General features: G+C 41.6%; 30 protein-coding genes and 2 rRNA genes (1 of these 32 running past the window's edge). 17 read left to right on the top strand and 15 right to left on the bottom strand.

What is annotated here, in order from left to right; translation table 11 throughout:
• Window positions 1–38 precede the first annotated feature (38 nt).
• The gene (tusA, locus tag NYR63_RS00485; RefSeq protein ID WP_005603270.1) at window positions 39–278 is read right to left on the bottom strand and encodes a sulfurtransferase TusA; all 240 of its coding nucleotides are present in this window, start codon (window positions 276–278) and stop codon (window positions 39–41) included.
• Window positions 279–301: 23 nt separating this feature from the next.
• On the opposite strand from tusA, the gene pepQ reads away from it, so the two are divergent.
• Genes pepQ through nudC form a run of 4 tightly spaced genes read left to right on the top strand, consistent with a single transcriptional unit; the run spans window position 302 to window position 3,630 of the window.
• A complete protein-coding gene (gene pepQ / locus NYR63_RS00480) occupies window positions 302–1,633 on the top strand; it encodes a Xaa-Pro dipeptidase (protein ID WP_279457664.1) in 1,332 nt (443 codons plus the stop codon).
• 22 nt (window positions 1,634–1,655) lie between these two features.
• Window positions 1,656–2,120 carry an FxsA family protein gene (locus NYR63_RS00475; protein WP_279457663.1) on the top strand — a complete coding sequence of 155 codons (465 nt, stop codon included), beginning with the start codon at window positions 1,656–1,658 and terminating at the stop codon, window positions 2,118–2,120.
• 26 nt (window positions 2,121–2,146) lie between these two features.
• Window positions 2,147–2,842: a pseudouridine synthase gene (locus NYR63_RS00470; protein WP_279457662.1), complete on the top strand. Its 696-nt coding sequence runs from the start codon at window positions 2,147–2,149 to the stop codon at window positions 2,840–2,842.
• Window positions 2,842–3,630: an NAD(+) diphosphatase gene (gene nudC / locus NYR63_RS00465; protein WP_279457661.1), complete on the top strand. Its 789-nt coding sequence runs from the start codon at window positions 2,842–2,844 to the stop codon at window positions 3,628–3,630. Before NYR63_RS00470 ends, nudC begins: the two co-directional genes overlap by 1 nt.
• A gap of 70 nt (window positions 3,631–3,700) precedes the next feature.
• On the opposite strand, the gene NYR63_RS00460 is transcribed toward nudC, so the two are convergent.
• The 3 genes from NYR63_RS00460 to trxB all read right to left on the bottom strand — a co-directional run bounded on the left by NYR63_RS00460 (window position 3,701) and on the right by trxB (window position 6,062).
• Window positions 3,701–4,126, bottom strand: coding sequence for a YidB family protein (locus tag NYR63_RS00460; protein ID WP_279457660.1), 426 nt, complete (start codon window positions 4,124–4,126; stop codon window positions 3,701–3,703).
• Between the two features lie 122 nt (window positions 4,127–4,248).
• Window positions 4,249–5,001, bottom strand: coding sequence for a 3-deoxy-manno-octulosonate cytidylyltransferase (gene kdsB / locus NYR63_RS00455; RefSeq protein WP_279457659.1), 753 nt, complete (start codon window positions 4,999–5,001; stop codon window positions 4,249–4,251).
• A gap of 107 nt (window positions 5,002–5,108) precedes the next feature.
• Window positions 5,109–6,062 (bottom strand): thioredoxin-disulfide reductase, encoded by a 954-nt coding sequence (gene trxB, locus NYR63_RS00450; RefSeq protein ID WP_279457658.1) that lies wholly within the window; start codon window positions 6,060–6,062, stop codon window positions 5,109–5,111.
• A 169-nt stretch (window positions 6,063–6,231) separates the two neighbouring features.
• Here trxB and dhaK point away from each other — a divergent pair, with 169 nt between their 5' ends.
• From dhaK to dhaM, 3 genes are read left to right on the top strand one after another with little or no spacing between them, the layout of a single operon-like run.
• Entirely contained in the window at window positions 6,232–7,302 is a 1,071-nt protein-coding gene (gene dhaK, locus NYR63_RS00445; RefSeq protein WP_279457657.1) for a dihydroxyacetone kinase subunit DhaK, read from the top strand.
• Between the two features lies 1 nt (window position 7,303).
• Window positions 7,304–7,930: a dihydroxyacetone kinase subunit DhaL gene (gene dhaL, locus NYR63_RS00440; RefSeq protein WP_279457656.1), complete on the top strand. Its 627-nt coding sequence runs from the start codon at window positions 7,304–7,306 to the stop codon at window positions 7,928–7,930.
• An 8-nt stretch (window positions 7,931–7,938) separates the two neighbouring features.
• Complete coding sequence (dhaM, locus tag NYR63_RS00435; protein ID WP_279457655.1) at window positions 7,939–8,346, top strand: dihydroxyacetone kinase phosphoryl donor subunit DhaM; 408 nt, start codon at window positions 7,939–7,941, stop codon at window positions 8,344–8,346.
• A 74-nt stretch (window positions 8,347–8,420) separates the two neighbouring features.
• Here dhaM and NYR63_RS00430 read toward each other — a convergent pair whose 3' ends face one another.
• Both NYR63_RS00430 and glpE read right to left on the bottom strand, forming a co-directional pair.
• Window positions 8,421–9,266 carry a co-chaperone YbbN gene (locus NYR63_RS00430; protein WP_279457654.1) on the bottom strand — a complete coding sequence of 282 codons (846 nt, stop codon included), beginning with the start codon at window positions 9,264–9,266 and terminating at the stop codon, window positions 8,421–8,423.
• A gap of 48 nt (window positions 9,267–9,314) precedes the next feature.
• Window positions 9,315–9,641 carry a thiosulfate sulfurtransferase GlpE gene (gene glpE, locus NYR63_RS00425; RefSeq protein WP_275217222.1) on the bottom strand — a complete coding sequence of 109 codons (327 nt, stop codon included), beginning with the start codon at window positions 9,639–9,641 and terminating at the stop codon, window positions 9,315–9,317.
• A 188-nt stretch (window positions 9,642–9,829) separates the two neighbouring features.
• Between glpE and exbB the strand changes: the two genes are divergently transcribed.
• The 10 genes from exbB to psiE all read left to right on the top strand — a co-directional run bounded on the left by exbB (window position 9,830) and on the right by psiE (window position 15,947).
• A complete protein-coding gene (exbB, locus tag NYR63_RS00420) occupies window positions 9,830–10,282 on the top strand; it encodes a TonB-system energizer ExbB (RefSeq protein WP_279457652.1) in 453 nt (150 codons plus the stop codon).
• Between the two features lie 44 nt (window positions 10,283–10,326).
• Complete coding sequence (gene exbD, locus NYR63_RS00415) at window positions 10,327–10,716, top strand: TonB system transport protein ExbD (RefSeq protein WP_279457650.1); 390 nt, start codon at window positions 10,327–10,329, stop codon at window positions 10,714–10,716.
• A 9-nt stretch (window positions 10,717–10,725) separates the two neighbouring features.
• The gene (locus tag NYR63_RS00410) at window positions 10,726–11,583 is read left to right on the top strand and encodes an energy transducer TonB family protein (protein ID WP_279457649.1); all 858 of its coding nucleotides are present in this window, start codon (window positions 10,726–10,728) and stop codon (window positions 11,581–11,583) included.
• Window positions 11,584–11,751: 168 nt separating this feature from the next.
• On the top strand, window positions 11,752–12,081 hold the full coding sequence (locus NYR63_RS00405) for a YbaB/EbfC family nucleoid-associated protein (protein ID WP_005600053.1): 330 nt from the start codon (window positions 11,752–11,754) through the stop codon (window positions 12,079–12,081).
• Window positions 12,082–12,149: 68 nt separating this feature from the next.
• Complete coding sequence (recR, locus tag NYR63_RS00400; protein WP_279457648.1) at window positions 12,150–12,755, top strand: recombination mediator RecR; 606 nt, start codon at window positions 12,150–12,152, stop codon at window positions 12,753–12,755.
• A gap of 71 nt (window positions 12,756–12,826) precedes the next feature.
• Window positions 12,827–13,159 (top strand): Grx4 family monothiol glutaredoxin, encoded by a 333-nt coding sequence (gene grxD, locus NYR63_RS00395; RefSeq protein ID WP_279457647.1) that lies wholly within the window; start codon window positions 12,827–12,829, stop codon window positions 13,157–13,159.
• A 141-nt stretch (window positions 13,160–13,300) separates the two neighbouring features.
• Window positions 13,301–14,338: a branched-chain amino acid aminotransferase gene (locus NYR63_RS00390; protein WP_279457646.1), complete on the top strand. Its 1,038-nt coding sequence runs from the start codon at window positions 13,301–13,303 to the stop codon at window positions 14,336–14,338.
• A gap of 87 nt (window positions 14,339–14,425) precedes the next feature.
• On the top strand, window positions 14,426–14,770 hold the full coding sequence (locus NYR63_RS00385) for a RidA family protein (RefSeq protein ID WP_279457645.1): 345 nt from the start codon (window positions 14,426–14,428) through the stop codon (window positions 14,768–14,770).
• Window positions 14,771–14,827: 57 nt separating this feature from the next.
• A complete protein-coding gene (locus NYR63_RS00380) occupies window positions 14,828–15,460 on the top strand; it encodes a hydrolase (RefSeq protein WP_279457644.1) in 633 nt (210 codons plus the stop codon).
• Between the two features lie 76 nt (window positions 15,461–15,536).
• A complete protein-coding gene (gene psiE / locus NYR63_RS00375; RefSeq protein ID WP_279457643.1) occupies window positions 15,537–15,947 on the top strand; it encodes a phosphate-starvation-inducible protein PsiE in 411 nt (136 codons plus the stop codon).
• 223 nt (window positions 15,948–16,170) lie between these two features.
• Here psiE and NYR63_RS00370 read toward each other — a convergent pair whose 3' ends face one another.
• The 9 genes from NYR63_RS00370 to NYR63_RS00330 form a co-directional block, all read right to left on the bottom strand.
• Window positions 16,171–17,157, bottom strand: coding sequence for a peptide ABC transporter ATP-binding protein (locus NYR63_RS00370; protein ID WP_279457642.1), 987 nt, complete (start codon window positions 17,155–17,157; stop codon window positions 16,171–16,173).
• Between the two features lies 1 nt (window position 17,158).
• Window positions 17,159–18,022, bottom strand: a complete 864-nt coding sequence (locus tag NYR63_RS00365) for an HNH endonuclease (RefSeq protein ID WP_005614290.1) — start codon at window positions 18,020–18,022, stop codon at window positions 17,159–17,161.
• On the bottom strand, window positions 18,015–19,013 hold the full coding sequence (gene dppD / locus NYR63_RS00360; RefSeq protein ID WP_279438110.1) for a dipeptide ABC transporter ATP-binding protein: 999 nt from the start codon (window positions 19,011–19,013) through the stop codon (window positions 18,015–18,017). Before dppD ends, NYR63_RS00365 begins: the two co-directional genes overlap by 8 nt.
• A gap of 10 nt (window positions 19,014–19,023) precedes the next feature.
• Window positions 19,024–19,914: an ABC transporter permease subunit gene (locus NYR63_RS00355; protein WP_039197684.1), complete on the bottom strand. Its 891-nt coding sequence runs from the start codon at window positions 19,912–19,914 to the stop codon at window positions 19,024–19,026.
• A 77-nt stretch (window positions 19,915–19,991) separates the two neighbouring features.
• Window positions 19,992–20,996 carry an ABC transporter permease subunit gene (locus NYR63_RS00350; protein WP_279457641.1) on the bottom strand — a complete coding sequence of 335 codons (1,005 nt, stop codon included), beginning with the start codon at window positions 20,994–20,996 and terminating at the stop codon, window positions 19,992–19,994.
• A gap of 121 nt (window positions 20,997–21,117) precedes the next feature.
• Window positions 21,118–22,719 carry an ABC transporter substrate-binding protein gene (locus tag NYR63_RS00345; protein WP_279457640.1) on the bottom strand — a complete coding sequence of 534 codons (1,602 nt, stop codon included), beginning with the start codon at window positions 22,717–22,719 and terminating at the stop codon, window positions 21,118–21,120.
• 164 nt (window positions 22,720–22,883) lie between these two features.
• A complete protein-coding gene (locus tag NYR63_RS00340) occupies window positions 22,884–24,482 on the bottom strand; it encodes an ABC transporter substrate-binding protein (protein ID WP_279457639.1) in 1,599 nt (532 codons plus the stop codon).
• A 369-nt stretch (window positions 24,483–24,851) separates the two neighbouring features.
• A 5S ribosomal RNA gene (gene rrf / locus NYR63_RS00335) occupies window positions 24,852–24,967 on the bottom strand.
• A gap of 164 nt (window positions 24,968–25,131) precedes the next feature.
• Window positions 25,132–26,935 (bottom strand): 23S ribosomal RNA (locus NYR63_RS00330) (it continues 1,095 nt past the right edge of the window).

Below are 26,935 nucleotides of genomic sequence, written 5' to 3'. Positions count from 1 at the left end.
TCCCCCATACGCTCGTGTGGGGGATTATTTTATTGTGCTTAAAGCCCTTTTTTGACCCAATAACGATATGGGGTATTTTCCGTTTCGCTATTTAGCAACTGGTGATCCATAAATTCACAAAAACTTGGAATATCTCGCGTAGTAGCCGGATCATCCGCTACAATTAATAAAACCTCGCCTTCCGCCATATTTCGAATGGTTTTGCGAGTAAGCATTACCGGCTCCGGGCAACGTAACCCAAGCGTATCTAATGTTTGGTCAATTTTTATATCCGTCATATTTTTCTCTTATTTTTTCTTTTATGAAACAATTATTTACACAACATATCAAGCGACTACAACAAGTCGTTCAAACCATTTTAGAAACTAACTTTCTCAGCGGTTTATGGATTTATTCCGGCACGGCTCGCTATCATTTTTTAGATGATCAAACCGCCCCTTTTAAAATAAACCCGCATTTTAACTACTTCTTCCCTTTTCCGACAGCAGAAAATTGCTGGCTATTTTTAGATGGCAAAAATAAACCGACCGTCTATTTCTATGCACCGAACGATTATTGGCACTCGTCGCCGACCGTCCCGACAGACGCTTTTTTTGCAGATGAATTTCAATGGGTGATTTTGCAAGATTCCCAAGAAATTGCAAAATTTATCCAAAATTCGACCGCTTGCGCCTTTATCGGTGAGGATAAAAACTTGGCAGAATCGCTCGGTTTTAACCAAATCAATCCGCAAAAAGTGCTGAATCAGCTCCATTTCGAACGTTCTATCAAAAGTGAATTTGAAATCGAAGCAATCTATCAAGCACAATTTGCGGCGTTAAAAGGGCATCAGGCAGCAAAACAAGCCTTTTTTGAGGGGAAAAGTGAGTTTGAAATTAACCTCGCTTATCTAAAAGCCAGTCAGCAATCCGACTTAAACGTGCCTTACGGCAATATTGTTGCAATTAATCAACACTCGGCTATTTTACACTATACTCGGCTTGATTACTCCCCTAATCCGCAACAGCAGAGCTTTCTGATCGATGCCGGTGCAACCGTACACGGTTACGCCTCCGATATTACTCGCACTTATGTGGCTGATCCTAATAGCGAATTTGCGGCAATGATCAAGCAAATGGAACAATACAAATATCGCATTATCAAGCAACTTACTGTGGGGGTAAACTATCTAAGCTATCATACGCAAATGCAGCAATGGATTGCCGAAATGCTGCACGAATATGACTTTGTTCGCCTTACACCGGAACAAATTTTTGAAGAAGGGATTTCCAGAGCCTTTTTGCCACATGGTTTAGGGCATTTACTTGGACTACAAGTACACGATGTTGCAGGCTTCCAACAAAATCCTCGTGGTACTCGCAAATCACCGCCGGAGGTTTATCCAAGTCTGCGTTGTACCCGTGATTTGGCGGAAAATATGGTGCTGACGATCGAACCGGGGTTCTATTTCATTGATATGTTGCTGAATCCGTTGCAAAATAGTCCGCTTGCACGTCATATTAATTGGCAAAAGATCGCTGAATTTAAACAACGCGGCGGCATCCGCACCGAAGACAATATTGTGATGCGTTCGCAAGGCGCGGAGAACTTAACCCAAAAAGCGGAAATTGAACTTCAACTTTCTGATCATTAAAGCATTCAAATAAGGAACTGTTATGCCATTTATTTTTATCTTACTCGGCATTTTTCTGTATATCTATTGCGAGATCTCGCTATTGGTCACCATAGGTTCACAAATCGGGGTACTACCGTTGATTTTATTATTAATCGGCATTTCGGTATTAGGTTTATGGTTTGTTAAATTACGCGGTATCTATGCGATTTATTCCGTGCGTAGCGAATTAAGTCAAGGCAAAATCCCGACCCAAGCGGTGATCGGCTCGCTCCTGTTTATTTTAGCCGGCATTTTTTTAATTATTCCCGGCTTCTTAAGCGATATTATTGCGATTTTATTAATGCTGCCGGTGACGCGTCATATTGCCGAACGCTATTTAATGCGTTTCTTTAAATCAAGAGTGCGTTTCAGCCATTTTTCAAGCGGTCAATTTTCACAGCAAGATAACAATACGTTCGATGCCGAATTTGAACGCAAACAAGATCAAGACAAATGGATTAAGTAGTAAATTCTCACTCGATAAATAACACCATGTTTAAAACAAAATTTAATCCAAAAAATAAACCTCGTTCCGTAACAAACAAACCGAACTTGCAAAATAGAACCCAAAAACGACCGCTTAAACCACAGCTTTCGTTTGAAGATACTGTGGTCGTATTGTTTAACAAGCCGTTTGACGTGCTAACCCAATTCACTGATGAACAAGGGCGACAAACGCTGAAAGATTTTATTCCGATTCCACAGGTTTATCCGGTCGGTCGCTTAGACCGTGATAGTGAAGGTTTATTGTTACTCACTAACAACGGTGAAATTCAGCACCGCTTGGCGAATCCTAAATTTGAAAAGCAGAAAACTTATCTCGCACAGGTGGAAGGGATTCCGCAAGCTACGGATTTAGCTAAGTTAGAGAAAGGTGTTGAATTGAAAGATGGCTTAACCAAACCGGCAAAAGTGAAAGCGATTTCCGCCCCGAATTATGAATGGCAAACAGCCCCGAAAATTCGAGAGCGAAAAACCATTCCAACCAGTTGGATCGAGCTAAAAATCCACGAAGGAAAAAATCGCCAAGTGCGCCGAATGACTGCTCATATCGGCTTTCCGACCCTGCGCTTAATCCGTGTCGGTTTAGGGCAATTTCAGCTTGGTGATTTAGATAGCGGTGAATACCGAGTTTTAGATGAAAAAGAAAAACGCCAATTATTTCAACAAATTGACTTAAAAATTTAATGATTTCGGGAGCAAATATGAAAAGTTATTGGGTATTAGTACATCATTTTGATCTTGCTTTAAAAGATGATGAAATTCCTTCCGGTACAGCCGAACAATTAGGTTTAGTCGGCTTTACTAAATTACAGGTTGGAGAATACCAAAACTCACCGGTTTTTCTGGTGCAACTGGATGAACAAGCGGTCGAAAATCTACAAAATTTTACCATGGTAAATCTACGCTCACAGATTGCTCGTCCGGCGGAATTAGCTCATCTGTTACACCGAGCCGTTTCACTTAATCATTTCCTCAATACGCATAAATTCTGCGGCAAATGCGGCGCTCACACCGAACTTGCTAACAACGAAATTGCAGCACATTGCCCAGATTGCCAACATCGTAGCTACCCGACAATCAGCCCGTCTATTATTGTGGCGGTACGCCGTGGACGACAAATTTTACTTGCCAACCATCTGCGTCATAAAGGCACGATTTACACCACATTAGCCGGTTTTGTCGAAGCCGGTGAAGCAATCGAAACCACCGTTCAACGTGAAGTATGGGAAGAAAGCGGCTTAAAAATCAAAAATATCCGCTATTTCGGCAGCCAACCCTGGGCATTTCCAAACTCACTGATGCTAGGCTTTCTAGCCGATTATGATAGCGGAGAAATCACGCTACAAGAGGAAGAAATCTTCGATGCAAAATGGTTCGACTGCGATCAACCGCTCCCAGAACTGCCACCGGAAGGCACGATTGCATTGGAGCTAATCAAAGAAACGTTGAAGATTTGTCGAAAGGAAGGATAACAATAATTTTATAACGGGCTAATTAAGCCAAAACAAAAAAGGGAGAATTAAATTCTCCCTTTTTTGAAGATTAGCCAAATAATTTACCTAACACGCCTTTTGCTGCTTGTGCTAGTAGGTCGTTAGTATTTAAGTTTTGTAGATCCGGTAATTGACCGTCCGGTGTTAATGTATCAACGATTTTCGGTAAAAATTCCGCTAATAAATCGCCCGCATCTTTTTCTTCTACACCCGCTTCTTGTGCCGCTGCTTGAAGATTTTCTTGACCGAATACATTTGCGATTTGCTCACCTGATACCGGTGCGTTTTCTTCATCCGCACTGATCCAAGTTTTTAATAGGTCGTCTAAACCGCCCTGTTGTAATTTAGCGATTACGCCTTCAACACCACCTTGAGATTGTAGTAATGCTTGAATTAATTGAAGTGCTGTTGATTGATTGCCGTTACCGCCACTTAATACAGATGATGCGATTGAGCCTAAAATGTTTCCTAACATAGGTTTACTCCGAGAATGTGCCTAAGCACGTTTTTATTTACTGAGTTGCTACTCAGCCTAGATAATTAAGCGATCTGATTTGCAAAGTTTTTTGCAATTTTGACCGCTTGTGTATGCAGATTCTAAACTAAAATCTGGCGAACACGCTCCAAATCTTCTTGCGTATCCACCCCTACTTGAGGTGCTTGTTTAGCAAGTTCGATATGAATTTTTTCTCCGTACCATAACGCACGTAATTGTTCTAAAGATTCCAACTGCTCTAATTGTGTCGGCTGCCAAGCGATGTATTGTTTTACAAAGCCAGCACGATATGCGTAGATACCAATATGGCGTAAGTAATTTTGGCTTGCGACAAAAGCGTCATCACAATCAGAGAAATGATCACGAGCAAACGGAATCGGCGCACGAGAGAAATAAAGTGCCATACCGTTTTTATCTGCCAGCGCTTTGACGGCATTCGGATTGAAAAGTTCTTCTTTAGTGGTTAATTTTACCGCTAATGTCGCCATATTCACTTGGCAACGATCTAAATTTTCTGCCACTTGCGAGACGATCACCGGTGGGATCAGCGGCTCATCACCTTGTACATTCACGATAATTTCATCATCGGCAATCTGCATCTTTTCAATCACTTCCGCTAAACGTTCCGTGCCTGAATTATGTTGATCCGAAGTCATACACACTTCCGCGCCAAATGCTTTAGCAGTTACTTCAATCTCCGGATGGTCGGTCGCAATAATCACCCGTGCTGCACCGGCTTGTTGTGCTTTTTCCCACACGTGCTGAATCATCGGTTTGCCGGCAATATCTAACAACGGTTTACGAGGTAAGCGGCTTGAAGCATAACGTGCCGGAATAATCACAGTAAAATTCATACAATTTCCTTTATAAAAAACACGGAACATCCGCTTGAATCAACATAGTAAAATTCCTGTGAAATTTAACCGCTTGTTTGAATGAAGCTAATGTTCCGTAAAAATATTTAGGCTTCTAACGCATCTAAGAAGCGTTCTGCATCTAATGCAGCCATACAGCCTGTACCTGCTGAAGTGATTGCTTGGCGATAGTTATGATCCATAACATCACCGGCAGCAAATACGCCTGCTACGCTAGTTGCAGTCGCATTGCCTTCTAAGCCCGATTTCACTTTAATGTAACCGTTATCCAATTCAAGCTGACCGTCAAAAATTGCGGTATTTGGTGCATGACCGATTGCGACAAAGAAACCGTCCACTTTAATTTCTTCTTTGCTCTCGTCTTTGGTAGAAGCTAAACGTACACCGGTTACGCCCATATTATCGCCTAACACTTCTTCGACCGTTCTGTCGGTGTGAAGAATGATTTTGCCTTCTTCCACACGTTTCTGTAAGCGACCTAATAAAATTTTCTCAGCACGGAAACTGTCACGGCGATGCACTAAATGTACTTCACTAGCGATATTGGCTAAATATAACGCTTCTTCAACGGCAGTATTACCGCCACCAACAACCGCAACCGGTTTGTTACGATAGAAGAAACCGTCACAAGTTGCACAAGCCGATACGCCTTTGCCTTTAAACGCTTCTTCCGAATCTAAGCCTAAATATTTTGCCGATGCACCGGTTGCGATAATTAGCGCATCACAGGTAAAGGTATTAATATCGCCTTTTAAAGTAAACGGACGCTTAGATAAATCTACGCTGTTGATATGGTCGAAAACAATTTCCGTGTTAAATTTTTCAGCGTGTTTCAGCATTTTATCCATTAAACCTGTACCGGTGGTATGCTCATATTCTCCCGGCCAGTTTTCAATTTCATCGGTGGTGGTTAATTGACCGCCTTGTTGCATACCGGTCACCAATACCGGATTTAAATTCGCACGAGCGGCGTAAACGGCAGCAGTATAGCCCGCCGGACCTGAGCCTAAAATTAAAAGTTTTACGTGTTTAACTGTCATTGTGTAATCCTTATCAATAAATATTGTTGCTATTTTAACGTAAATTTAGTTGTAACTCTATTTTCGTTTTCACTCATCTTTTTTTCGATTTTGTGAAGTAACTAACAGAAATTCGCCTCGAATTTTGGTTAAATTGGGACAAATTCTTCTTTTAAAAGGATCCCCTGCTATGAAAAAACTTATCAATTCAATCGAAGCTGTCTTACAAGAGCAATTAGCCGGTTTTGCCAAAGCGCATCCTACCCTTGTTCTGAATACTGAGCCGACTTATGTACGCCGAGCTGACGCACCGGTTGCCGGTAAAGTGGCATTGATTTCAGGTGGCGGGAGCGGACACGAACCGATGCACGCCGGTTTTGTTGGTAAGGGAATGTTAGACGGTGCTTGTCCGGGGGCGATTTTTACTTCTCCGACACCGGATCAAATGTTTGAATGCGGTTTAAATGTCGATAGTGGAGAAGGTGTTTTATTACTTATTAAAAATTATACCGGTGACGTTTTAAATTTTGAAACCGCAACCGAGCTTCTTGCCGATAGCGGTGTAAAAGTCGCAACCGTATTAATTGATGATGACGTAGCGGTCAAAGACAGCTTATATACCGCCGGTCGCCGTGGCGTTGCCAACACAGTGTTATTAGAGAAACTATTAGGGGCAGCGGCAGATAAGGGTTACAACTTATCGCAATTAGCCGAGTTAGGTTATAAGTTAAATAATGCCGGACATTCAATTGGTATTGCGCTTGGGGCTTGTACTGTACCGGCAGCCGGTAAGCCGTCTTTTACTTTAGCCGAAAACGAAATGGAATTTGGCGTAGGGATTCACGGCGAACCGGGCATTGAACGCCGTCCGTTTGAGAACCTCGATAAAACCGTACGCCAAATGTTTGAAACACTCATCGCACACGGCGATTACGAGCGTACTGTACGCCGTTGGGATAACGATACTCAACAATGGAACGAAGTGTTAGATAAAAAACAAGCGTTACAAAAAGGCGATCGTGTGATTGCGTTAGTGAATAACTTAGGTGCGGTACCACTTTCAGAATTATATGGTGTTTACAACGTACTAGCGGATTGTTGTGAACAATTCGGTTTAATTATTGAGCGTAATTTGGTCGGTTCATTCTGCACCTCACTCGATATGCAAGGTGTTTCTATTACATTACTAAAAGCAGATGATGAAACCTTAGCACTTTGGGATGCACCGGTTAATACGCCGGCATTACGTTGGGGAGAATAAAATGGCGATTTCAAAACAGCAAATTCTGCAATGGCTTGAAAATTGTAATCACGTGATGAGCGAGCAACGAGATTTCCTCACACAGTTGGATACCGAAATAGGTGACGGCGATCACGGCTTAAATATGCAACGTGGTTTTAGCAAGGCATTAGAAAAAGTTGCTACCGTAAGCGATAAAGATATAGGTACAATTTTAAAAACGGTCGGTATGACGTTACTCTCTCAAGTCGGCGGTGCGAGCGGGCCTTTATACGGCACTTTATTTATCAAAGGTTCACAAGTTGCTAACGGTAAAGAACAGCTTACGTTTGAAGAACTTGTTAGCGTCTTCAAAGCCGGTGTGGAAGGCATTGTCGCTCGTGGACGTGCAGAACCGGGCGATAAAACTCTGTGTGACGTTTGGCTTCCGTTGCTTGATGAATTAGCCCAAGCGGACCATTCTCAGCCTGAAGCGGTTCTACTTAATCAAGCGGTCGAAAAAGCCAAAATTTTTACAAAAGCCACTGTGCCGATGATGGCTAAAAAAGGACGTGCCAGCTATTTAGGCGAACGCAGTATCGGTCATGCGGATCCTGGAGCAACTTCAAGTTATTACCTCATCAAAGCCTTAGCGGCAGCGGTTAAATAGGAGTTGTCATGGTTAATTTAGTCATTGTTTCGCATAGTAAACAGCTTGGAGAAGGCGTGGCTGAAATTACCCGCCAAATGGCACAAGGATCGTGCCAAATCGCAGTCGCTGCCGGTATTGATGATCCGGATAATCCGATTGGCACGGATGCGGTAAAAATTATGAATGCGATTGAAGAAGTATTCAGTGAAGATGGCGTGGTGATCTTTGTCGATCTCGGTAGTGCGATTTTAAGTGCGGAAACCGCAATTGATTTACTTGAGCCTGAAAAAGCGGAAAAAGTGGTAATTAGCTATGCGCCGCTGGTTGAGGGTGCATTCGCCGCTGCGGTAGCGGCCGCCGGAGGCGATGATTTGGCTTCAGTATTACAAGAAGCAAATGAAGCGGCTGCGTTAAAACAGCAACAAGCGGTCTAATTTTCTGAAAAATTTACCAAATAAAAAATGAGGCGAAAGTGTTACTCCGCCTCATTTTTTTGCTTCAAATACAATTAATAGAGCAATGAATAAAGCTGACGTCTAAATTTCGGCACAACAGGATCGTTACCCAAAGCAGAAAGAATCGCTAAAAATTGACTTTTCACCTCACCATTTGCACTATTTAAATCGGCTTTTAGCCAATCAAACAGTAGCACTAACGCCTCTTCATTTTTATGTGCTTGATGTAACTGATTTGCTAAACGAATCGCAATTTCCGGCGTTTTGTTATTTGCATAATCTGCTTGTAATTGCTGTAATTCCGGCGATTCGTTCGCTTGTTCTAACAACTCAATTTGCGCTTGCAAACCGTTCCAACGGCTATCACGATCTTGAATCGGAATCTGCTTTAAGATTTCTCGAGCTTCTTCCACTTTCTTCATCACAATAAAAGTTTCCGCATACAACAAGGCGAAATCACTGTTTTTCTTATCAGTCATTTCCCAAGCTGATTTGAGTAGCGGTAATGCCTCTTCATAACGCTGATCTTGCAACAATTCCAACGCTTGATTGAATTTAAGCTCTTCTTCTTTCGGTAAAATATTGGCTAAACGAACTCGCATTTCTTGCTCGGATATTGCCCCTTGAATCATATCCACCGGCTGCCCACCGGCAAAAAGATACATGGTCGGAATCATTTGAATTCTAAATTGAGCTGCCAATGCTTGTTGTTCGTCACAATTCACGGTTGCCAATAAAAATTGTGCCGGATTTTCATCCGCTAATCGGCGTAATAATGAATCCATTTCCAGTGAAGCCACTTCTCTCGGGGAGATAAAATTAAAAACGACCGGCACTTGTGCCGCTGCATTCCACACTTCACTAAAATTACTTTCGGTGACATTGACAAAATAATTCATACTCTTTCCCTAATCTAAAAAAATCGGCAATATTATTATAGCTGATTTTTAGTAAGCCGTTTCAATCGGTAAACCGCTTCGTTCCCAGCCGTCAAAGCCGCCTTTCACGCTATAGATACGTTCAAAACCTTGCTCGACTAAAAATTGTGCGGTATTGCGACTACTCACTCCGTGATAACACATGACGATTACCGGCTCTTCATAATCGACTTCATCTAAAAAACGACCGTAACTTTCATTGGTTAAATGAAAGGCATCTTGCGGATGACTATAGATATAACGACGCGCATCACGGATATCAACTAAGGTCGCACCTTCGTTTTCGATTAATTCCCATGCTTGTTGCGGGCTAATTTCAGTAAATGTTTCACTCATAATTCATACTCAATAATAAAAATAGATATACATAAAAATCGGACGACTATACCACAATACATTTACAAAAATAAACGAGAATACCTATTATTACGAGTTGAATTTTTTGACTTACTCAGTATAATTGCAAACCATTTTCATTATAAATGAACTTTTTTTGCTTATTTTAGACCGTTTCCGAGGATTTTATGGAACAAATGCTTGAACTATTACAAGGCCATGTAGATTATATTATTTTAGGCCTCTTATTATTAATGAGTGTCGTGTTAGTATGGAAAATCATTGAACGCATCCTGTTTTATAAACAGCTTGACGTAACAAAATACGAAACCATTCAAGATTTAGAAATAGATGTAACCCGTAATCTCACCACCATTTCTACTATCGGTGCTAACGCACCTTATGTCGGTTTATTAGGAACCGTATTAGGTATTTTATTGACTTTCTATCATTTAGGTCATTCCGGCGGTGAAATTGATGCCGCATCCATTATGGTGCATTTATCACTCGCATTAAAAGCTACCGCAGCCGGTATATTAGTTGCAATTCCCGCCATGATGTTCTATAGCGGTTTTAACCGTAAAGTCGATGAAAGCAAACTTAAATGGCAAGCTATTCAAGCCCGTAAAGCCAATCAATAAGCGGTTAAATTTCACTTATTTTTTGCAATTTAATCAGGTTTCTTATGAAAAAATTTGACGAAATTAATATTATTCCTTTCATCGACATTATGTTGGTGTTATTAGCGATTGTGTTAGTCACCGCTTCATTTATCTCCCAAGGGAAGATTCCGGTAAATATACCGAAAGCGACTACAACCCAAGCAATGAAAGCGGACGAATTGGCAAAGCTTCTGACAATTACGGAGAACAATGAATTTTATTTCAACGACCAACCGATGACTAAAGAAGCACTCACCGCAGAAATTGCAACTTGGGACAAAACCCAAAAAGTTACCTTAAAAGTAGATAGTGCGGTAGCCTTTGAAAAATTTGTCGAACTGACTGATGTTCTCTCTGCGAACGAAATTAAGAACGTTGCAATCGTGACCAAAAAAGATACCTCGAAGAAATAGGATACGAGTATGAAGAAAAAACATTCTCGTATCGGTTTAACCAGTTCTATTGCAATTCACGCCGTTATTTTTGCCGGTTTAGCTTCTATGGTAACCCATTCTCATTCTGATAATTTACCTCAAGAAGAAGTCATGTCGATGGAATTAGTTGCCGCTTTGTTGGAACAACCTCAAGTTGCCGTGGCACAAGAGGAGCCGCTTCCGTCTGAACCGGAGAAAGTTGAAATAGCACCGGAGCCGGAACCTGAAGCAGAAGCGATTCCCGAACCGAAACCTCAGCCAAAGCCGAAAGAGAAACCTAAAGAAAAACCAAAGGAAAAGCCAAAACCGAAAGCGCAACCTAAGCCTAAAGAGCAAGAAAAACCTAAAAAAGAAAAAGCTAAAGATAAGCCGATTAAGGCATTAGAAAAAGGTCCTGAAGCAAAACAAGGTATTGTTGCCAAAGCAATTCCGAATGCGGTGCAAGGTACCCAATTACGTGCAGGTATTCCAAACGGGAAACCGGAAGGCAATCCGAACGGTCTGTCTGCAAACGGAGCACAAAACGGTGCGGTAGGCGGTGGCGGTAACGGAGCTTCAGGTAGTGAAATCGGTGCTTATAAAGCGGCATTACAGCGTGCACTACAACGTCGAGCGAATAACGCTTATCCGACTAGAGAAAAGATGATGCGTAAAACAGGTGTGGTTACCATCGGTTTTAGCGTGTCATCTTCCGGTGAGTTGATAAATGTGAAAGTGTTAAATAGTTCCGGTAACGGTAATCTTGATAATGCAGCGGTTAAAGCGGCACAAAGTACTAAAGTTTCTCCGCCGCCGGCCGGTTTCCCAAGTAACGTTACCGTTCCGGTAAAATTTTCGATTGAGTAATCTTATTAACAAGCTCCCTCACGGGAGCTTATTTTTTCATCGTAACAAGCGGTTATTTTTCACTAAAACTTTGCAAAAAATCGGTAAATGATAACCGCTTGCCTAAAGCGAAGTGCTTAAGTAAAATAAACCGTTTCTATTTTAATTATACAAATTGAGGAAAATGTAATGTTTGGAAAAGGCGGCTTAGGCGGTTTAATGAAACAAGCTCAGCAAATGCAAGAGCGTATGCAAAAAATGCAAGAAGAAATTGCACAGCTTGAAGTAACCGGAGAATCCGGTGCGGGTTTAGTAAAAGTAACCATCAATGGTGCGCATAATTGCCGTCGTATCGAAATCGATCCGTCATTAATGGAAGACGATAAAGAAATGGTGGAAGATTTGGTTGCCGCGGCATTCAATGATGCCGTTCGCCGTGCGGAAGAAATGCAGAAAGAAAAAATGGCAAGCGTGACTGCCGGAATGCAATTACCGCCCGGTATGAAATTCCCATTCTAATTTAGCGATAATGGATAGGAGCTTTGGCAACTATCCATTATTAATTTTCAACTATCCATTCCTATTTTATGCAAATTAGCCCTTTACTCGAAAATCTGATGGAAGCCCTACGTGCATTACCCGGTGTCGGCCCGAAATCCTCACAACGTATGGCGTATCATTTATTGCAACGCAATCGCGCCGGCGGTGTAAATTTATCTAAAGCCTTGAATGAAGCGATGACGCATATCGGTCATTGTCATTCTTGCCGTACTTTTACCGAAGAAGACGAATGCAATATTTGTAAGAATCCTCGCCGCCAAATGAGCGGTCAGCTTTGCGTGGTTGAAATGCCGGAAGATATTCAAGCGATCGAGCAAACCGGACAATTTTCCGGACGTTACTTTGTATTGATGGGACACCTTTCGCCGCTTGACGGCATCGGTCCGAGAGAAATCGGCTTAGATCTGTTACAAAGCCGTTTAGAAAACGAATCTTTTCACGAGGTTATTCTTGCCACCAATCCGACGATTGAAGGTGATGCTACCGCCAACTATATTGCGGAAATCTGCCGTATTCACAACGTGAAAGTAACTCGAATCGCGCATGGGATTCCGGTCGGCGGTTCATTAGAAATGGTGGACGGTACGACCCTTTCCCACTCTTTTGCCGGCAGACGAGATATTTCGCTATAAGATGAAAAGGTTATTTGGCTAGCTATAAAAGTCTGATACAATTACTCAGGTATTAATCACTAGAGGTTATCATGGAAACTATCGATACTATTGAAAAAATCAAAAAACAAATCGGCGAAAACCCAATTCTACTTTATATGAAAGGTTCGCCGAAATTCCCTTCATGCGGTTTCTCTGCCCGTGCGGTAGAAGCGGTAATTAACTGCCAAGTACCATTCGGTTATGTAGATATTTTAACGAATCCGGACATTCGCGCCGAGTTACCGAAATTCGCAAACTGGCCGACTTTCCCACAATTATGGGTGAAAGGCGAATTAGTCGGCGGTTGTGACATCGTATTAGAAATGTTCCAAAAAGGCGAACTTCAAACCTTATTAAAAGAAGTCGCGGCAAAACACGCTTAATTCTTTTACAATCACTCAGCCCAAGCAATTCGCTTGGGCTTTTTTCTATAAAAAATGCCGTTTTACTCTTACATTCTTATTCGTTTTTGGCTTACAATGTAAAAATTCATTTGTAATACATAACAATAAGGACACAACAACATGGCTTTAAAAGATTTAGACTGGGCCAATTTAGGCTTCTCATATATTAAAACGGATTATCGCTTTATCGCACATTGGAAAGACGGTAAATGGGATGAAGGTCAATTAACTACCGATAACACACTCCACATTCACGAAGGTTCAACCGCACTTCACTACGGTCAGCAATGTTTCGAAGGCTTAAAAGCCTATCGTTGCAAAGACGGCTCTATTAACTTATTCCGTCCGGAAGAAAATGCAAAACGTATGCAAGGTACTGCACGTCGCTTATTAATGGCGGAAGTGCCGACCGAATTATTTGTACGCGCTTGTAAAGAAGTGGTAAAAGCAAACCAAGATTGGTTAGGTCCATACGGTTCAGGTGCAACGCTTTACTTACGTCCGTTCTTAATCGGTGTCGGTGAAAATATCGGGGTGAAAGCGGCGCCGGAATACATTTTCTCGGTATTCTGTTGCCCGGTGGGTGCTTATTTTAAAGGCGGTTTAGCACCGTCTAACTTTATTACGACTGACTACGACCGTGCGGCACCGGTTGGAACCGGCGGCGTTAAAGTCGGCGGTAACTATGCGGCAAGTTTGTTACCGCACGAATTAGCCGTACAACAAGGTACAGCAACCCGTAAATTTGCCGATGCGATCTACCTTGATCCGAAAACTCACACCAAAATTGAAGAAGTGGGTGCGGCAAACTTCTTCGGTATTACCAAAGATAATAAATTTATTACCCCTGCGTCAGAATCTATCTTACCAAGTATTACCAAATACTCGTTATTACATATCGCCAAAGAACGTTTAGGTATGGAAACGATTGAAGGCGACGTATATATCGATCAATTGGATCAATTCGCCGAAGCCGGTGCTTGCGGTACGGCGGCGGTAATTACGCCGGTTGGCGGTATTCAACATAAAGATAACTTCCACGTGTTCTATTCGGAAACGGAAGTCGGTCCGGTCACAAAACGCTTATATGCGGAACTTACCGGTATCCAATTCGGTGATGTTGAAGCGCCGGAAGGCTGGATTGTTAAAGTAGAATAAGCCGATTTAAGCTGTGACAAGCGGTAAAATTTTGCAATTTTTTTGCAAATTTCTACCGCTTGTTTTCTTTCAAATATAAGGAATATTATGATTCAACGTATTGATGTCAGTAAACGTTTCTCTGAAGTTGCAATTCATAACGGCGTGGTTTATCTCGCTGGTCAAGTGCCGACGGACGATAGCCAAGATGCTTATCAGCAAACCAAACAAGTGCTTGCGGAAATTGATAAATGCTTAGCTAAAGCCAATACCGATAAAAGCAAGATCTTAATGGCAACCGTTTATCTTGCGAATATGGCTTATTATGATGAAATGAACCGTGCATGGGACGAATGGGTTGCGGAAAATAATGCGCCACCACGGGCTGCGGTGGAAGCAAGACTCGCAAATTCGAATTGGAAGGTTGAAATCGTCATAACCGCAGCCATTTAATAAATAAGGCGTAAGTATTCGCTTACGCCCTGTGTGCTTAATCTAATAGGAGGAAAAATGAAAGTATTTAATCGACACGCTCATATTTTCTTTATTGGAGGAGCTGCCGATCTTGAACCCTACTACTTTGTCGGGCCACTACACAATATTACGATTGCACAGAAAAAATTAGCTCGAAGAATGCAAAAATACTTAGTGCATCACTCGAACATTCACCTTCATTCCTTAAGCTATAATCGTGTTTATTATTTGAGCGATATTGAGTTAAATGTCTTAGTTAAAATCCAACCGCAAGATCTGATTTACATTATCGGACATAGCTTAGGCGGTTGGAATGCTACGCATTTGGCACGTATTCTAAAAGATAAAGGATACCGAGTCCGTATTCTTGCAACGCTCGATCCGGTTGGAGAAGGTACGCTGGTTTGGATTGGATCAAATATTTATAAAAATCCGGAAACAGAACCGCTTGCCGATCTATGGATTAATATTCGAGCGGAAAATGACAATTTGGATCTATCCGATATAGTTGCGCAGATAGGTCGGCAATGGTTACTTAATGATGGGCCGGATATCAATGAAACGCTATACATTCATCATTATGATGCTCAACGTATGCTAAGACACAAATTACATACCGGCAAATCCATTATGGACTATATCATCGAAAATATTCGACAACTTTTATAACTGCGACGATTCTTACTTTACGATTGTCCGATAATTATTTTAGAATATAAATTAAATTCTATAACAAGGACAAAAAATGAATATCAGCGAAAAATTCCCCGATACAATTACCAAATTATTACGCACAATCTTAAGCATATTACTTATTATTCTGGCTATCGTACTCATTATCGCGCTCGTTAAAGTAACCTATGGGCTATGTGTAATGATTATCACCAGCGGTGCGACCGTCCCTTATGCTCTTGCCGAACAAATTGTAATGTTCTTTCTCTACTTCGGTTTCCTAGGACTCATTTCACAATATTTCAAGAGCGGTTACCACTTCCCTTTACGCTATTTTATTTATGCGGGGATCACCGCCATGTTACGCTTGATTATTGTCGATCACGAAAGTGCAACGAACACAATTCTATTCGCCGGCGCAATCTTATTGATGGTTATCGCTCTCTGCTTAGTGCTTTATTCGGATAAACTTAGAAATATCTAGCTATTTTCGACTAACCTATAAAGTCTATTGCTGATAAAGCAGATAAAAACCACTGAACACACGGATTGCACAGAAAATATCTAAATTATCCATGTATTGCGTAGTTAAATTTTCGAAATATTCTACCGCTTATAAATAAAAAACCACGAAATACAATGATCACATAAGATAATTTCCGAGTAATCTATGTATTCCGTGGTTAATGTTTATCTTTCTAGCTAAACTATTCCACCATAAAGCAGGCAATTTTGGTGCCGTTTTCATAGCTTTTTAATTGAGGTTGTTCCGCTTTACATTTTTCGGTCGCCAAGCGGCAACGAGCATGGAATGCACAACCTTTCGGCGGATTTAACGGGCTTGGTAATTCACCGGTTAATTTAATTCGCTCACGACGTTGCTCCGGATTTAAGTGAGGTGTCGCCGAAAGTAACGCTTGGGTGTACGGGTGGCGAGGATTACTGAAAATCGCTTTGGTTTCGCCTTGCTCCACCACTCGCCCTAAGTACATCACCATCACTTCATCGGCAATATGCTCAACCACCGATAAATCATGCGAAATGAAAACATAAGACAGCCCCATCTCGTCTTGCAGATCCATCATCAAATTAAGTACCTGCGCCCGTACCGATACATCTAATGCCGAAACCGGCTCATCAGCTACAACCACATCAGGGTTAAGCATTAGGCCTCGAGCAATCGCAATACGCTGGCGTTGTCCGCCGGAAAACATATGCGGATAGCGGTCGTAAAACTCAGGCTTTAAACCGACTTTGCCCATCATTTCCAACACTTTCGCTTTACGCTCTGCTGCCGATAAATCAGTATTAATTAATAACGGCTCTTCTAAAATGCTTCCCACTTTTTTACGTGGATTCAGCGAGCTATAAGGGTTTTGGAACACAATCTGAATTTTTTTACGGCGTAATGCAGCGGTATCTTTATCATTGACTAAGAAATTCTGCCCTTTATAAAACAATTCTCCTTCAGTCGGACTTTCAATCATAGTGAGCATTCGCCCCAAGGTTGATTTACCGCAACCAGACTCACCGACCACCGCCAGGGTTTTACCTCGTTCCAACTGGAATGACACGCCATCTACCGCTTTAACCGTTTTCGGTTTTGCGAACATTCCCTGCTTAACCGGATAATATTTTTTCAGATTTTTCGCATCAAGAAGCGGTGCGTTTTGTTCATTTTTTATTTTTTGCATATTAGTTTTTAAATATATTTTTTCGATGGTAATCTAAATATAATTTCTGCTGGCTTTTGAATTTACCTACATTTAGCTCTCTTTTTATATTCCATTCAAATAATATTTGCTCTGATAAATGTGGACTAACTATCAATTGGCCATCATCTTCAAAAGAAATATATCCATTATCAAACAACTTATCTATATGTGGAGCTAATAATAAGCCATTATATCCATCCAAACGCTCTTTATCACTACTATCTCGCCAAGGCTTAATATGGCTCGCTATTAAAAATGTAATATCGCTAGTTTTTGTAACTCTGCAAGAGTTTTCTATTTGATAAAGATTCTTTTTAAATATGTTTTGGCCTAATCTTGCTCTAACTAAAGATTGATTTTCTGTTTCTCTCAATACATCTGCTTCAGCACTACTATTAATATTAAATAGCTGTTTTTCTAAAAAAACTTCAATATATGCAGCTAAAGATTTACCTATAGGAGCAATATATGCTCCCTGTTTTACAGTACAATTTTTAGTAAATAAAGTATTATCTTTAAGCTCTTTTTTAATTACATATTTAATATCTGCTAATAAGATAGGTGATAAGATTCTTTCAAATTTGACATCTAACTTATAACCTTCATTTTTCCAATTATTTTGAAACCCATCCGGCTTAGATGCTTTATATGCAAATCCTAAAGCTAAACCTACGTACTCTATTTTGGAATTAGATAATGAATAAATAATATCTCCATCCTTGATATCTCTGATATCACTATAGAATTTATATTTTTTCCCGTCAGCTCTTGTTTCTGGAGCCCATAAAAAATTATCCGAGTCATTAGCCGTGTTATTTCGGTTTACAATCCAATACTTACACATAGCTTTCCTCTACTTTTATTGGCATACCATTTTCATTTAATGGAAAATGGCATTTCACTTGGCGACCGCTTAAAACACGTAATTCAGGTTCGCTGGTTCGGCATTTATCCGTAGCATACGGGCAACGAGGATTCAGCAAACAGCCTTGCGGTCGGTCATATTTGCCGGGAACCACACCGGGCAGCGATTGTAAACGAGATTTACCTTCGGCAAATTCAGGCAAAGCTTTAAGCAATGCTTGCGTATAGGGGTGAAGCGGCGCTTTAAAGATTAATTCCGCCTTGCCCTCTTCCACTACTTGCCCTGCATACATCACGATAATACGATGTGCCGATTCCGCAACCAACGCTAAATCGTGGGTAATCAGAATCAACGCCATATTTTCTTTGCGCTGCAATTCCAGCAATAAATCAATAATTTGTGCTTGAATCGTTACGTCTAATGCGGTGGTCGGTTCGTCCGCAATCAATAATTTTGGGTTACAAGCAATCGCCATTGCAATCATTACACGCTGGCTCATACCGCCCGAAAGCTGATGCGGATACACCTCTAAACGAGATTGTGGATCCGGAATCCCCACCATGGTCAATAATTCAATCGCACGTTCACGGCGAGCCGCTTTTGAGCCGCCTTGATGCACCTTCAACGCTTCCATAATTTGGAACCCGACCGTATAACTTGGGTTAAGACTGGTCATCGCATCTTGGAAAATCATAGACACGTCCGCACCGACAATTTTTTGTTTTTCTTTCGGTTTTAACGCTAATAAATTATTGCCGTTAAACTCAAGCGAATTTGCCGTCACTCGACCGGGAAAGTCAATTAAGCCCATAATCGCTAACGAACTGACCGATTTACCGGAACCTGACTCACCGACAATGCCTAACACTTCGCCTTCGTTAATCGTATAACTGATACGATCTACCGCTTTGAAGGGTGCTTTCTCATCACCAAAATGGACAGAAAGCTGATCTACCGTTAATAAAGCCATCTTGCTCTCCTTATTGTTTCAGTTTCGGATCGAGCGCATCACGTAAGCCGTCACCCATCAAGTTAAACGCTAATACAAGTAATAAAATTGCGAGCCCCGGAATGGTTACCAACCAGTTTGCCGATTGCATAAAACCACGAGATTCCGCTAACATCGTACCTAATTCCGGTGTTGGTGGCTGTGCTCCGATACCTAAGAAGCCAAGTGCGGCAAGTTCTAAAATCGCATTGGAAATCCCCATCGTCATTTGCACAATTAACGGTGCAAGGCAGTTCGGTAAAATCACGATAAACATTAAACGTAATACACCGGCACCGGCAACTCGGCTCGCGACCACATAATCACGATTTTTTTCGCTCATGACCGAAGCTCGGGTTAAACGCACATAACTTGGAATCGATACAATCGCAATCGCTATCGCCGCATTAATCAAGGAAGGTCCTAAAATGGTGACCACGCCAATGGTGAGAAGTAAGCTTGGAATTGCCAACATAATATCGACAAAGCGCATAATCACGATATCAATCACACCACCGTAATAGCCGGCAAGTAAGCCTAAAATCACACCGAATACGCATGATAAAACAACAATCACTAAACCGATAAACACAGATAAGCGCGCACCATAGATAATACGGGAAAGAATATCACGCCCAATATCATCGGTTCCTAGCAGATAAGCGGAATTACCGCCGTCCATCCACGCTGGAGGCAGTAATAAAGCGCTACGGTTTTGCTCAATCGGATCAAAAGGGGCGACCCAACCTGCAAATACCGCAGCGAAAAAAACAATAGTAATAAAGGCAAGCCCGATAACCGCACCACGGTTTTGGCAAAAGTAATACCAAAACTCTTGTAAAGGTGTCTTCGGAGCCGGTGCCGAAAGGGTTGTTGAAGACATTATGTATCTCACTCCATTCAAATCATTTTGCAAAATTTTGCGTAAATTTAACCGCTTGTAAAAGCTGAAAAATAGGCTTAGTTATGGCGAATTCTCGGATTAACTACGCCGTAAATTAAATCAACGGTTAAATTCACTAAAATAATAATCGTCGCAATAATTAATACCGAGCCTTGTAATACCGGATAATCACGCGCATTAATCGCATCAATAATCCATTTACCGATACCCGGCCACGAGAAAATATTTTCAGTCAGTACCGCACCGGAAAGTAGCTGCCCCACAATCAGTCCCACCACAGTGACTACCGGAATTAACGCATTACGTAACGCATGGACAATCACAATACGAGTAGTATTCAAGCCTTTCGCTTTTGCGGTACGAATATAATCTTCACCTAACACTTCCAGCATTGAAGAACGAGTCATACGCGTCACCACCGCCAATGGAATAGTCCCTAATACGATTGAAGGTAAAATTAAGGATTTGATTGCGGCAAGGAAAGCACCTGATTCATCTGAGATCCAAGTGTCATATAGCATAAAGCCAGTTTCCGCTTCAATCCAATATTCGGAAGGTAAACGTCCTGAAGCCGGTAAACCTAACGGCGTAGAGAAATAAAGAATTAAGATTAAGCCCCACCAGAAAATCGGCATCGAATAGCCGGTTAAAGATAAAGTGGTTACCGTATGCGAAATCCACGAATCTTTCTTCACCGCAGCAATCACACCGAGGAAGATACCGAATACCAACGACCATAATAATGCAAAGAAGGCTAATTCAACCGTTGCAGGGAAAAGCGTAAAAAACTCTTTTAATACCGGCTCATTATTACGAAACGAATTACCGAGGTCACCCTGAAAGATCCCTTTAATATAATTAAAATACTGCTCATGCAGCGGTAAATCTAAACCGAGTTGAGCCATCATTTGGGCATGAACCGCCGGATCTAAGCCACGTTCCCCCATCCGAATTTCAATCGGATCGCCCGGAATTAAATGCACTAAGGCAAAAGTAATTAACGTTATCGCCAGAAAGGTTGGGATAACCATCAAAAGACGTTTAAGAATAAATGAAAACATTAGGTAATACTCGTTATTTGTACTACGGAAAAGATGAAAACACGGCATTAAACGGTGCAATTAGCGAATTTACAAATCGCCAATAACTCTCTGCCGTGCTTTCAATGGTCAATCAGAGAACTTATTTTGTCTCCAAATCAACCCCGTAGAAATTATGTAAGCTAAATGGGCTGATCACATAACCTTTTACTTCCTTACGAACCGGGAAATAAGTGGTTGAGTGAGCAATCGTTATCCATGGTGCTTGTTCTTTGAAAAGTACTTGCGCTTGTTTATAAAGCTCGGTACGTTTTGCTTTATCGGTTGTTTGAACGGCATCGGTCATTAATTTATCAAAATCTTTATGACAGAATTTGGCATAGTTAGAACCTTGTTTTACCGCCGCACAACTTAATAAGGTATTCAGGAAATTATCCGGATCGCCGTTATCACCGTTCCAGCCCATCATACCGGTGGTATGTTCGCCGTCACGCATACGATTGAGATATTCACCCCATTCGTAACTGACGATTTTGGCATTCACGCCTACTTTTTTCCAATCTTCTTGGATAAGCTCCGCCATACGGCGTGCATTCGGGTTATACGGACGAGAAACCGGCATTGCCCACACTTCGGTATCAAAACCTTTTTCCAATCCGGCTTCTTTTAACAAGGCTTTGGCTTTTTCCGGATTATAGTCATAATCCTTCACGTCATCGTTATAACTCCACATTGTCGGTGGAATCGGATTTTTCGCTTTTTCACCGGAACCTTGATAAACCGACTGAATAATCGCATCTTTATTAATCGCATAGTTTAAGGCTTGACGCACTTTCACATCATCAAACGGTTTTTTCTGCGTATTGAAATGTAAATAGCCGATATTTAAACCCGGTTTGGTCATTAAATTGATATTCGGATCTTTTTTCAAGGCTTCAAGATCAGCCGGATTCGGATAAGGTGCGGCATGGCATTCGCCTTTTTGCAATTTTGCCATACGTACCGAAGCATCCGGTGTAATTGCAAAGACTAAGCGATCAATCGCCGGTTTGCCGGTCCAATATTGCTCAAAGCCTTTGTAACGAATCTGAGCATCTTTTTGGTAATCAACAAATTGGAATGGACCGGTACCGATAGGATTTTGATCTAATTTTTCAGGCGTTCCCGCTTTCAATAATTTATCCGCATATTCTGCAGAGAAAATCGAAGCAAAGTCCATCGCAATATTCGCTAAGAACGGTGCATTCGGGACTTTTAGATTAATTTTAACCGTATAATCATCCACTTTCTCAACATTTTGAATAATGTTGCCCATATCCATACCGATAAAATATTCATAGTTACCACCGGACACTTTATGATACGGATGATTCGTGTCTAATTGACGATTAAATGAGAATACTACGTCATCGGCATTAAAATCACGACTCGGTTTAAAATCCTTAGTCGAATGGAATTTCACGCCTTTACGTAAATAAAAGGTGTAGCTTTTACCGTCTTCCGACACCTCCCATTTTTCTGCTAAAGACGGCACAATCGTTGTTTCACCTTTAGCAAAATCGACTAAACGATTAAAAATCGCTTGGCTGGTTGCATCAAGCGTACCACCGTCCGTTGCAAATTGCGGATTCAGATAAGTAGGCGATGCTTCTAAACAATAAACGAATGTTTTCGGTGCGGCAAAAGCCGAGCTCGAGGCGGCAATAGCCAATGACAATAAAGAAAGTTTTGTGAGTTTTTTCATTGAATACTCCGATGTTGTGTTTAGGATTATTATTTTTATGAATTATTTGAATATACAAGTTTTTCAATGAAGTTCAATACTTTTTCAATCAAAAGCGGTCTAAATTTAACGAAAATTTGCAAATATCTCGCTAAATTTAGACCGCTTATCATATTTACTATACTCTATTGAATATTTTCCAGCTCAACACGATAAAAGTTATGTGATAAAAAAGGGCTGACCGTATAGCCTTTTACTTCTTTACGTATAGGAAAATAGGTAGTCGAATGTGCAATCGGAAGCCAAGGTGCTTGCTGTTTAAAAATCACTTGAGCTTGTTTATAAAGAACTTCTCGCTTCGTTTTATCCGATTCTTGTGCCGCTTGTGTGACTAAATCATTGTAAGATTTATCACAAAAATGCGCATAATTCGAACCTTGTTTTACCGCATTGCAGCTTAATAGCGTATTCAAGAAGTTATCCGGATCGCCGTTATCACCAGTCCAGCCCATCATACCGGTTGAGTGTTCGCCTTGCTCCATACGCTTGAGGTATTCCCCCCATTCAAAGCTGACGATTTTTGCAATAACGCCGATTTGTTTCCAATCTTCCTGAACCATTTCAGCCATACGACGTGCATTCGGATTATACGGACGAGAAACCGGCATTGCCCATAATTCCGTTTCAAAGCCGTTTTCTAATCCGGCTTCTTTTAATAATGCTTTTGCTTTTTCCGGATTATATTCATAATCCTGAACTTGATCGTTATAGCCCCAAATTGTCGGCGGCATCGGATTTTTGGCGATAGAGCCGGTACCTTGATACACCGATTCTAAAATCGCCTGTTTGTTTACCGCGTAATTGAGTGCTTGACGAACTTTTTGATTATCCAACGGCTTCTTATCTAAATTAAAGGTAATATAGCCGATATTCAGCCCTGATTTTTCCAATACTTGTAAATTAACATCCACTTTCATCTGGGCAATATCAGCCGGGTTCGGATAAGGCATTGCCTGACATTCATTTTTCTGCAATTTAGCATAACGTACCGTTGCATCAGGCGTAACACTAAAGACCAAACGGTCTAATTTCGCTCTGCCCTGCCAATAATCATCAAATGCTTTAAAACGCACATGAGCGTCTTTTTGTAAACCGGCAAACTCAAATGGTCCTGTACCAATTGGTGCGGTATCCACTTTTTCCGGTGTACCGGCTTTTAACATTTGATCAGCATATTCCGAAGATGAAATCGAAGCGAAATCCATTGCAAGATTTGCTAAAAACGGCGCATTCGGTACTTTTAAGTGAAATTTAACTACATAAGTATCTACTTTCTCAACTTTCTCAATAATATTCGGCATATCCATACCTAAGAAAAACTCGTAGTTACCGCCCGAAACATTATGGAAATAATTATATTTATTTAGTTGGCGGTTAAAGACGAATAACACATCATCGGCATTAAAATTACGAGATGGGGTAAACTCTTTATTCTTATGAAACTTAACCCCTTTACGTAAATAAAAGGTATAAGTTTTACCGTCTGCAGAAATATCCCATTTTTCAGCTAAAGAGGGAATAAGATTAGTTGTACCCGGTTCAAAATCAATTAAACGATTATATAACGCTTGCGCCACATCTAATGTCGCCCCATCCGTACCGATTTGCGGATTTAAGAAAGTAGGTGAAGATTCAATACAATAAGTAAAAGTTTTAGGTGCGGCAAATGCCGTATTAGAGAATAGAAGCAACGCAAGTGTTGGTAAAGAGAAAAGTTTTTGCATGAAATATCCTGATATTATGTTATAAATTATTTCCTAGAATAATTTACATATTATCAGCCCTATTTCATATTGCAACGCTCAACAGTAAGGTAATTATAAAAAGCGTCTGCAATCTATCATAGATCCTCATCAAAGTATTCATTTGATGCTAACAAGCGGCCAAATTTATTCAATTTTTTGCAAACTTCACATCATCTGCTTTCAGTAGAAAATATATAAGGACATTTAGGATGTGGAAAAGAAAAAACACCAGAAGGAAACTCGAAGTAGTAAAGACCCGTTGGCAAATAGATAGTAAGCACTTAAAAAACAAAAACCCCGTAGTTATCACTAACCACAGGGTTTCTTTTCGCTCTCGCGCTAATTTCAATCTGGCGATGCCCTACTCTCACATGGGGAAACCCCACACTACCATCGGCGTTACTGCGTTTTACTTCTGAGTTCGGAATGGAGTCAGGTAGAGCCACAGCACTCTGGTCGCCAGAATATTCTGTTGATGTCTTTTGTCTTCTTTATCTGTCTTTTTCTTTGTTCTTTATTTGTCTTTTTATTGACATCTTAAATTCGAAACAAGCTGTTCACTGATTTTTTAGTCTTTCGTTCTTTGTTTAGTTTCTTAACTTCACGCCCAAAAACACTTGAGCGTTGTATAGTTAAGCCTCTCGGGCAATTAGTATGTGTTAGCTCAACGTATCACTACGCTTACACACCACACCTATCTACGTCGTAGTCTCCAACAACCCTTACAGTCTTATAGACTGGGAGAACTCATCTTGAGGCAAGTTTCGTGCTTAGATGCTTTCAGCACTTATCTCTTCCGCATGTAGCTACCCAGCAATGCCTCTGGCGAGACAACTGGAACACCAGTGATGCGTCCACTCCGGTCCTCTCGTACTAGGAGCAGCCCCTCTCAATTCTCCAACGCCCACGGCAGATAGGGACCGAACTGTCTCACGACGTTCTAAACCCAGCTCGCGTACCACTTTAAATGGCGAACAGCCATACCCTTGGGACCTACTTCAGCCCCAGGATGTGATGAGCCGACATCGAGGTGCCAAACACCGCCGTCGATATGAACTCTTGGGCGGTATCAGCCTGTTATCCCCGGAGTACCTTTTATCCGTTGAGCGATGGCCCTTCCATTCAGAACCACCGGATCACTATGACCTGCTTTCGCACCTGCTCGACTTGTCTGTCTCGCAGTTAAGCTTGCTTATACCATTGCACTAACCTCACGATGTCCGACCGTGATTAGCAAACCTTCGTGCTCCTCCGTTACGCTTTGGGAGGAGACCGCCCCAGTCAAACTACCCACCAGACACTGTCCGAGACCGCGTTCCGCAATCTTCGTTAGAACATCAAACGTTAAAGGGTGGTATTTCAAGGACGCCTCCACAATCACTGGCGTGACTGCTTCAAAGGCTCCCACCTATCCTACACATCAAAATTCAATGTTCAGTGTCAAGCTATAGTAAAGGTTCACGGGGTCTTTCCGTCTAGCCGCGGGTACACCGCATCTTCACGGCGATTTCAATTTCACTGAGTCTCGGGTGGAGACAGCCTGGCCATCATTATGCCATTCGTGCAGGTCGGAACTTACCCGACAAGGAATTTCGCTACCTTAGGACCGTTATAGTTACGGCCGCCGTTTACTGGGGCTTCGATCAGGAGCTTCTCTTGCGATAACACCATCAATTAACCTTCCAGCACCGGGCAGGCATCACACCCTATACGTCCACTTTCGTGTTTGCAGAGTGCTGTGTTTTTAATAAACAGTTGCAGCCAGCTGGTATCTTCGACCGGTTCAACCTTCGTGAGTAAATCACTACAATCTACGCCGGCGCACCTTCTCCCGAAGTTACGGTGCTATTTTGCCTAGTTCCTTCACCCGAGTTCTCTCAAGCGCCTGAGTATTCTCTACCTGACCACCTGTGTCGGTTTATAGTACGGTTTAGATAAACCTGAAGCTTAGTGGCTTTTCCTGGAAGCGTGGTATCGGTAACTTCATCTCCGTAGAGACTCGTCATCACTTCTCGGTGTTATGTACATCCGGATTTGCCTAAATGTACCACCTACCGGCTTAAACAGACATCCAACAGTCTGATTACCTAACCTTCTCCGTCCCCACATCGCAGTTTATCCAAGTACGGGAATATTAACCCGTTTCCCATCGACTACGCTTTTCAGCCTCGCCTTAGGGGCCGACTCACCCTGCCCCGATTAACGTTGGACAGGAACCCTTGGTCTTCCGGCGAACGAGTTTTTCACTCGTTTTGTCGTTACTTATGTCAGCATTCGCACTTCTGATACGTCCACCAAACTTCTCAATTCAGCTTCATCCGCTTACAGAACGCTCCCCTACCCAACAATGTTTCCATTGATGCCGCAGCTTCGGTGACTAGTTTTAGCCCCGTTACATCTTCCGCGCAGGCCGACTCGACTAGTGAGCTATT

The organism is Actinobacillus genomosp. 1 (assembly GCF_029774175.1).
GTDB lineage: Bacteria > Pseudomonadota > Gammaproteobacteria > Enterobacterales > Pasteurellaceae > Actinobacillus.
Note: the sequence above shows the minus strand (reverse complement) of the source record. Positions and strands in the feature narration are given on the sequence as shown.

Coding starts and splice junctions, on each gene's coding strand:
- NYR63_RS00370 (WP_279457642.1), bottom strand. CDS start 17,157: ATGCAAAAAATAAAAAATGAACAAAACGCACCGCTTCTTGATGCGAAA.
- NYR63_RS00470 (WP_279457662.1), top strand. CDS start 2,147: ATGTTTAAAACAAAATTTAATCCAAAAAATAAACCTCGTTCCGTAACA.
- tusA (WP_005603270.1), bottom strand. CDS start 278: ATGACGGATATAAAAATTGACCAAACATTAGATACGCTTGGGTTACGT.
- NYR63_RS00355 (WP_039197684.1), bottom strand. CDS start 19,914: ATGTCTTCAACAACCCTTTCGGCACCGGCTCCGAAGACACCTTTACAA.
- glpE (WP_275217222.1), bottom strand. CDS start 9,641: ATGAGTGAAACATTTACTGAAATTAGCCCGCAACAAGCATGGGAATTA.
- grxD (WP_279457647.1), top strand. CDS start 12,827: ATGGAAACTATCGATACTATTGAAAAAATCAAAAAACAAATCGGCGAA.
- NYR63_RS00350 (WP_279457641.1), bottom strand. CDS start 20,996: ATGTTTTCATTTATTCTTAAACGTCTTTTGATGGTTATCCCAACCTTT.
- NYR63_RS00475 (WP_279457663.1), top strand. CDS start 1,656: ATGCCATTTATTTTTATCTTACTCGGCATTTTTCTGTATATCTATTGC.
- trxB (WP_279457658.1), bottom strand. CDS start 6,062: ATGACAGTTAAACACGTAAAACTTTTAATTTTAGGCTCAGGTCCGGCG.
- dhaK (WP_279457657.1), top strand. CDS start 6,232: ATGAAAAAACTTATCAATTCAATCGAAGCTGTCTTACAAGAGCAATTA.
- NYR63_RS00460 (WP_279457660.1), bottom strand. CDS start 4,126: ATGTTAGGAAACATTTTAGGCTCAATCGCATCATCTGTATTAAGTGGC.
- NYR63_RS00345 (WP_279457640.1), bottom strand. CDS start 22,719: ATGAAAAAACTCACAAAACTTTCTTTATTGTCATTGGCTATTGCCGCC.
- NYR63_RS00385 (WP_279457645.1), top strand. CDS start 14,426: ATGATTCAACGTATTGATGTCAGTAAACGTTTCTCTGAAGTTGCAATT.
- pepQ (WP_279457664.1), top strand. CDS start 302: ATGAAACAATTATTTACACAACATATCAAGCGACTACAACAAGTCGTT.
- psiE (WP_279457643.1), top strand. CDS start 15,537: ATGAATATCAGCGAAAAATTCCCCGATACAATTACCAAATTATTACGC.
- NYR63_RS00390 (WP_279457646.1), top strand. CDS start 13,301: ATGGCTTTAAAAGATTTAGACTGGGCCAATTTAGGCTTCTCATATATT.
- dhaL (WP_279457656.1), top strand. CDS start 7,304: ATGGCGATTTCAAAACAGCAAATTCTGCAATGGCTTGAAAATTGTAAT.
- dppD (WP_279438110.1), bottom strand. CDS start 19,013: ATGGCTTTATTAACGGTAGATCAGCTTTCTGTCCATTTTGGTGATGAG.
- exbD (WP_279457650.1), top strand. CDS start 10,327: ATGAAAAAATTTGACGAAATTAATATTATTCCTTTCATCGACATTATG.
- NYR63_RS00405 (WP_005600053.1), top strand. CDS start 11,752: ATGTTTGGAAAAGGCGGCTTAGGCGGTTTAATGAAACAAGCTCAGCAA.
- recR (WP_279457648.1), top strand. CDS start 12,150: ATGCAAATTAGCCCTTTACTCGAAAATCTGATGGAAGCCCTACGTGCA.
- dhaM (WP_279457655.1), top strand. CDS start 7,939: ATGGTTAATTTAGTCATTGTTTCGCATAGTAAACAGCTTGGAGAAGGC.
- NYR63_RS00380 (WP_279457644.1), top strand. CDS start 14,828: ATGAAAGTATTTAATCGACACGCTCATATTTTCTTTATTGGAGGAGCT.
- NYR63_RS00430 (WP_279457654.1), bottom strand. CDS start 9,266: ATGAATTATTTTGTCAATGTCACCGAAAGTAATTTTAGTGAAGTGTGG.
- exbB (WP_279457652.1), top strand. CDS start 9,830: ATGGAACAAATGCTTGAACTATTACAAGGCCATGTAGATTATATTATT.
- NYR63_RS00365 (WP_005614290.1), bottom strand. CDS start 18,022: ATGTGTAAGTATTGGATTGTAAACCGAAATAACACGGCTAATGACTCG.
- nudC (WP_279457661.1), top strand. CDS start 2,842: ATGATTTCGGGAGCAAATATGAAAAGTTATTGGGTATTAGTACATCAT.
- kdsB (WP_279457659.1), bottom strand. CDS start 5,001: ATGAATTTTACTGTGATTATTCCGGCACGTTATGCTTCAAGCCGCTTA.
- NYR63_RS00410 (WP_279457649.1), top strand. CDS start 10,726: ATGAAGAAAAAACATTCTCGTATCGGTTTAACCAGTTCTATTGCAATT.
- NYR63_RS00340 (WP_279457639.1), bottom strand. CDS start 24,482: ATGCAAAAACTTTTCTCTTTACCAACACTTGCGTTGCTTCTATTCTCT.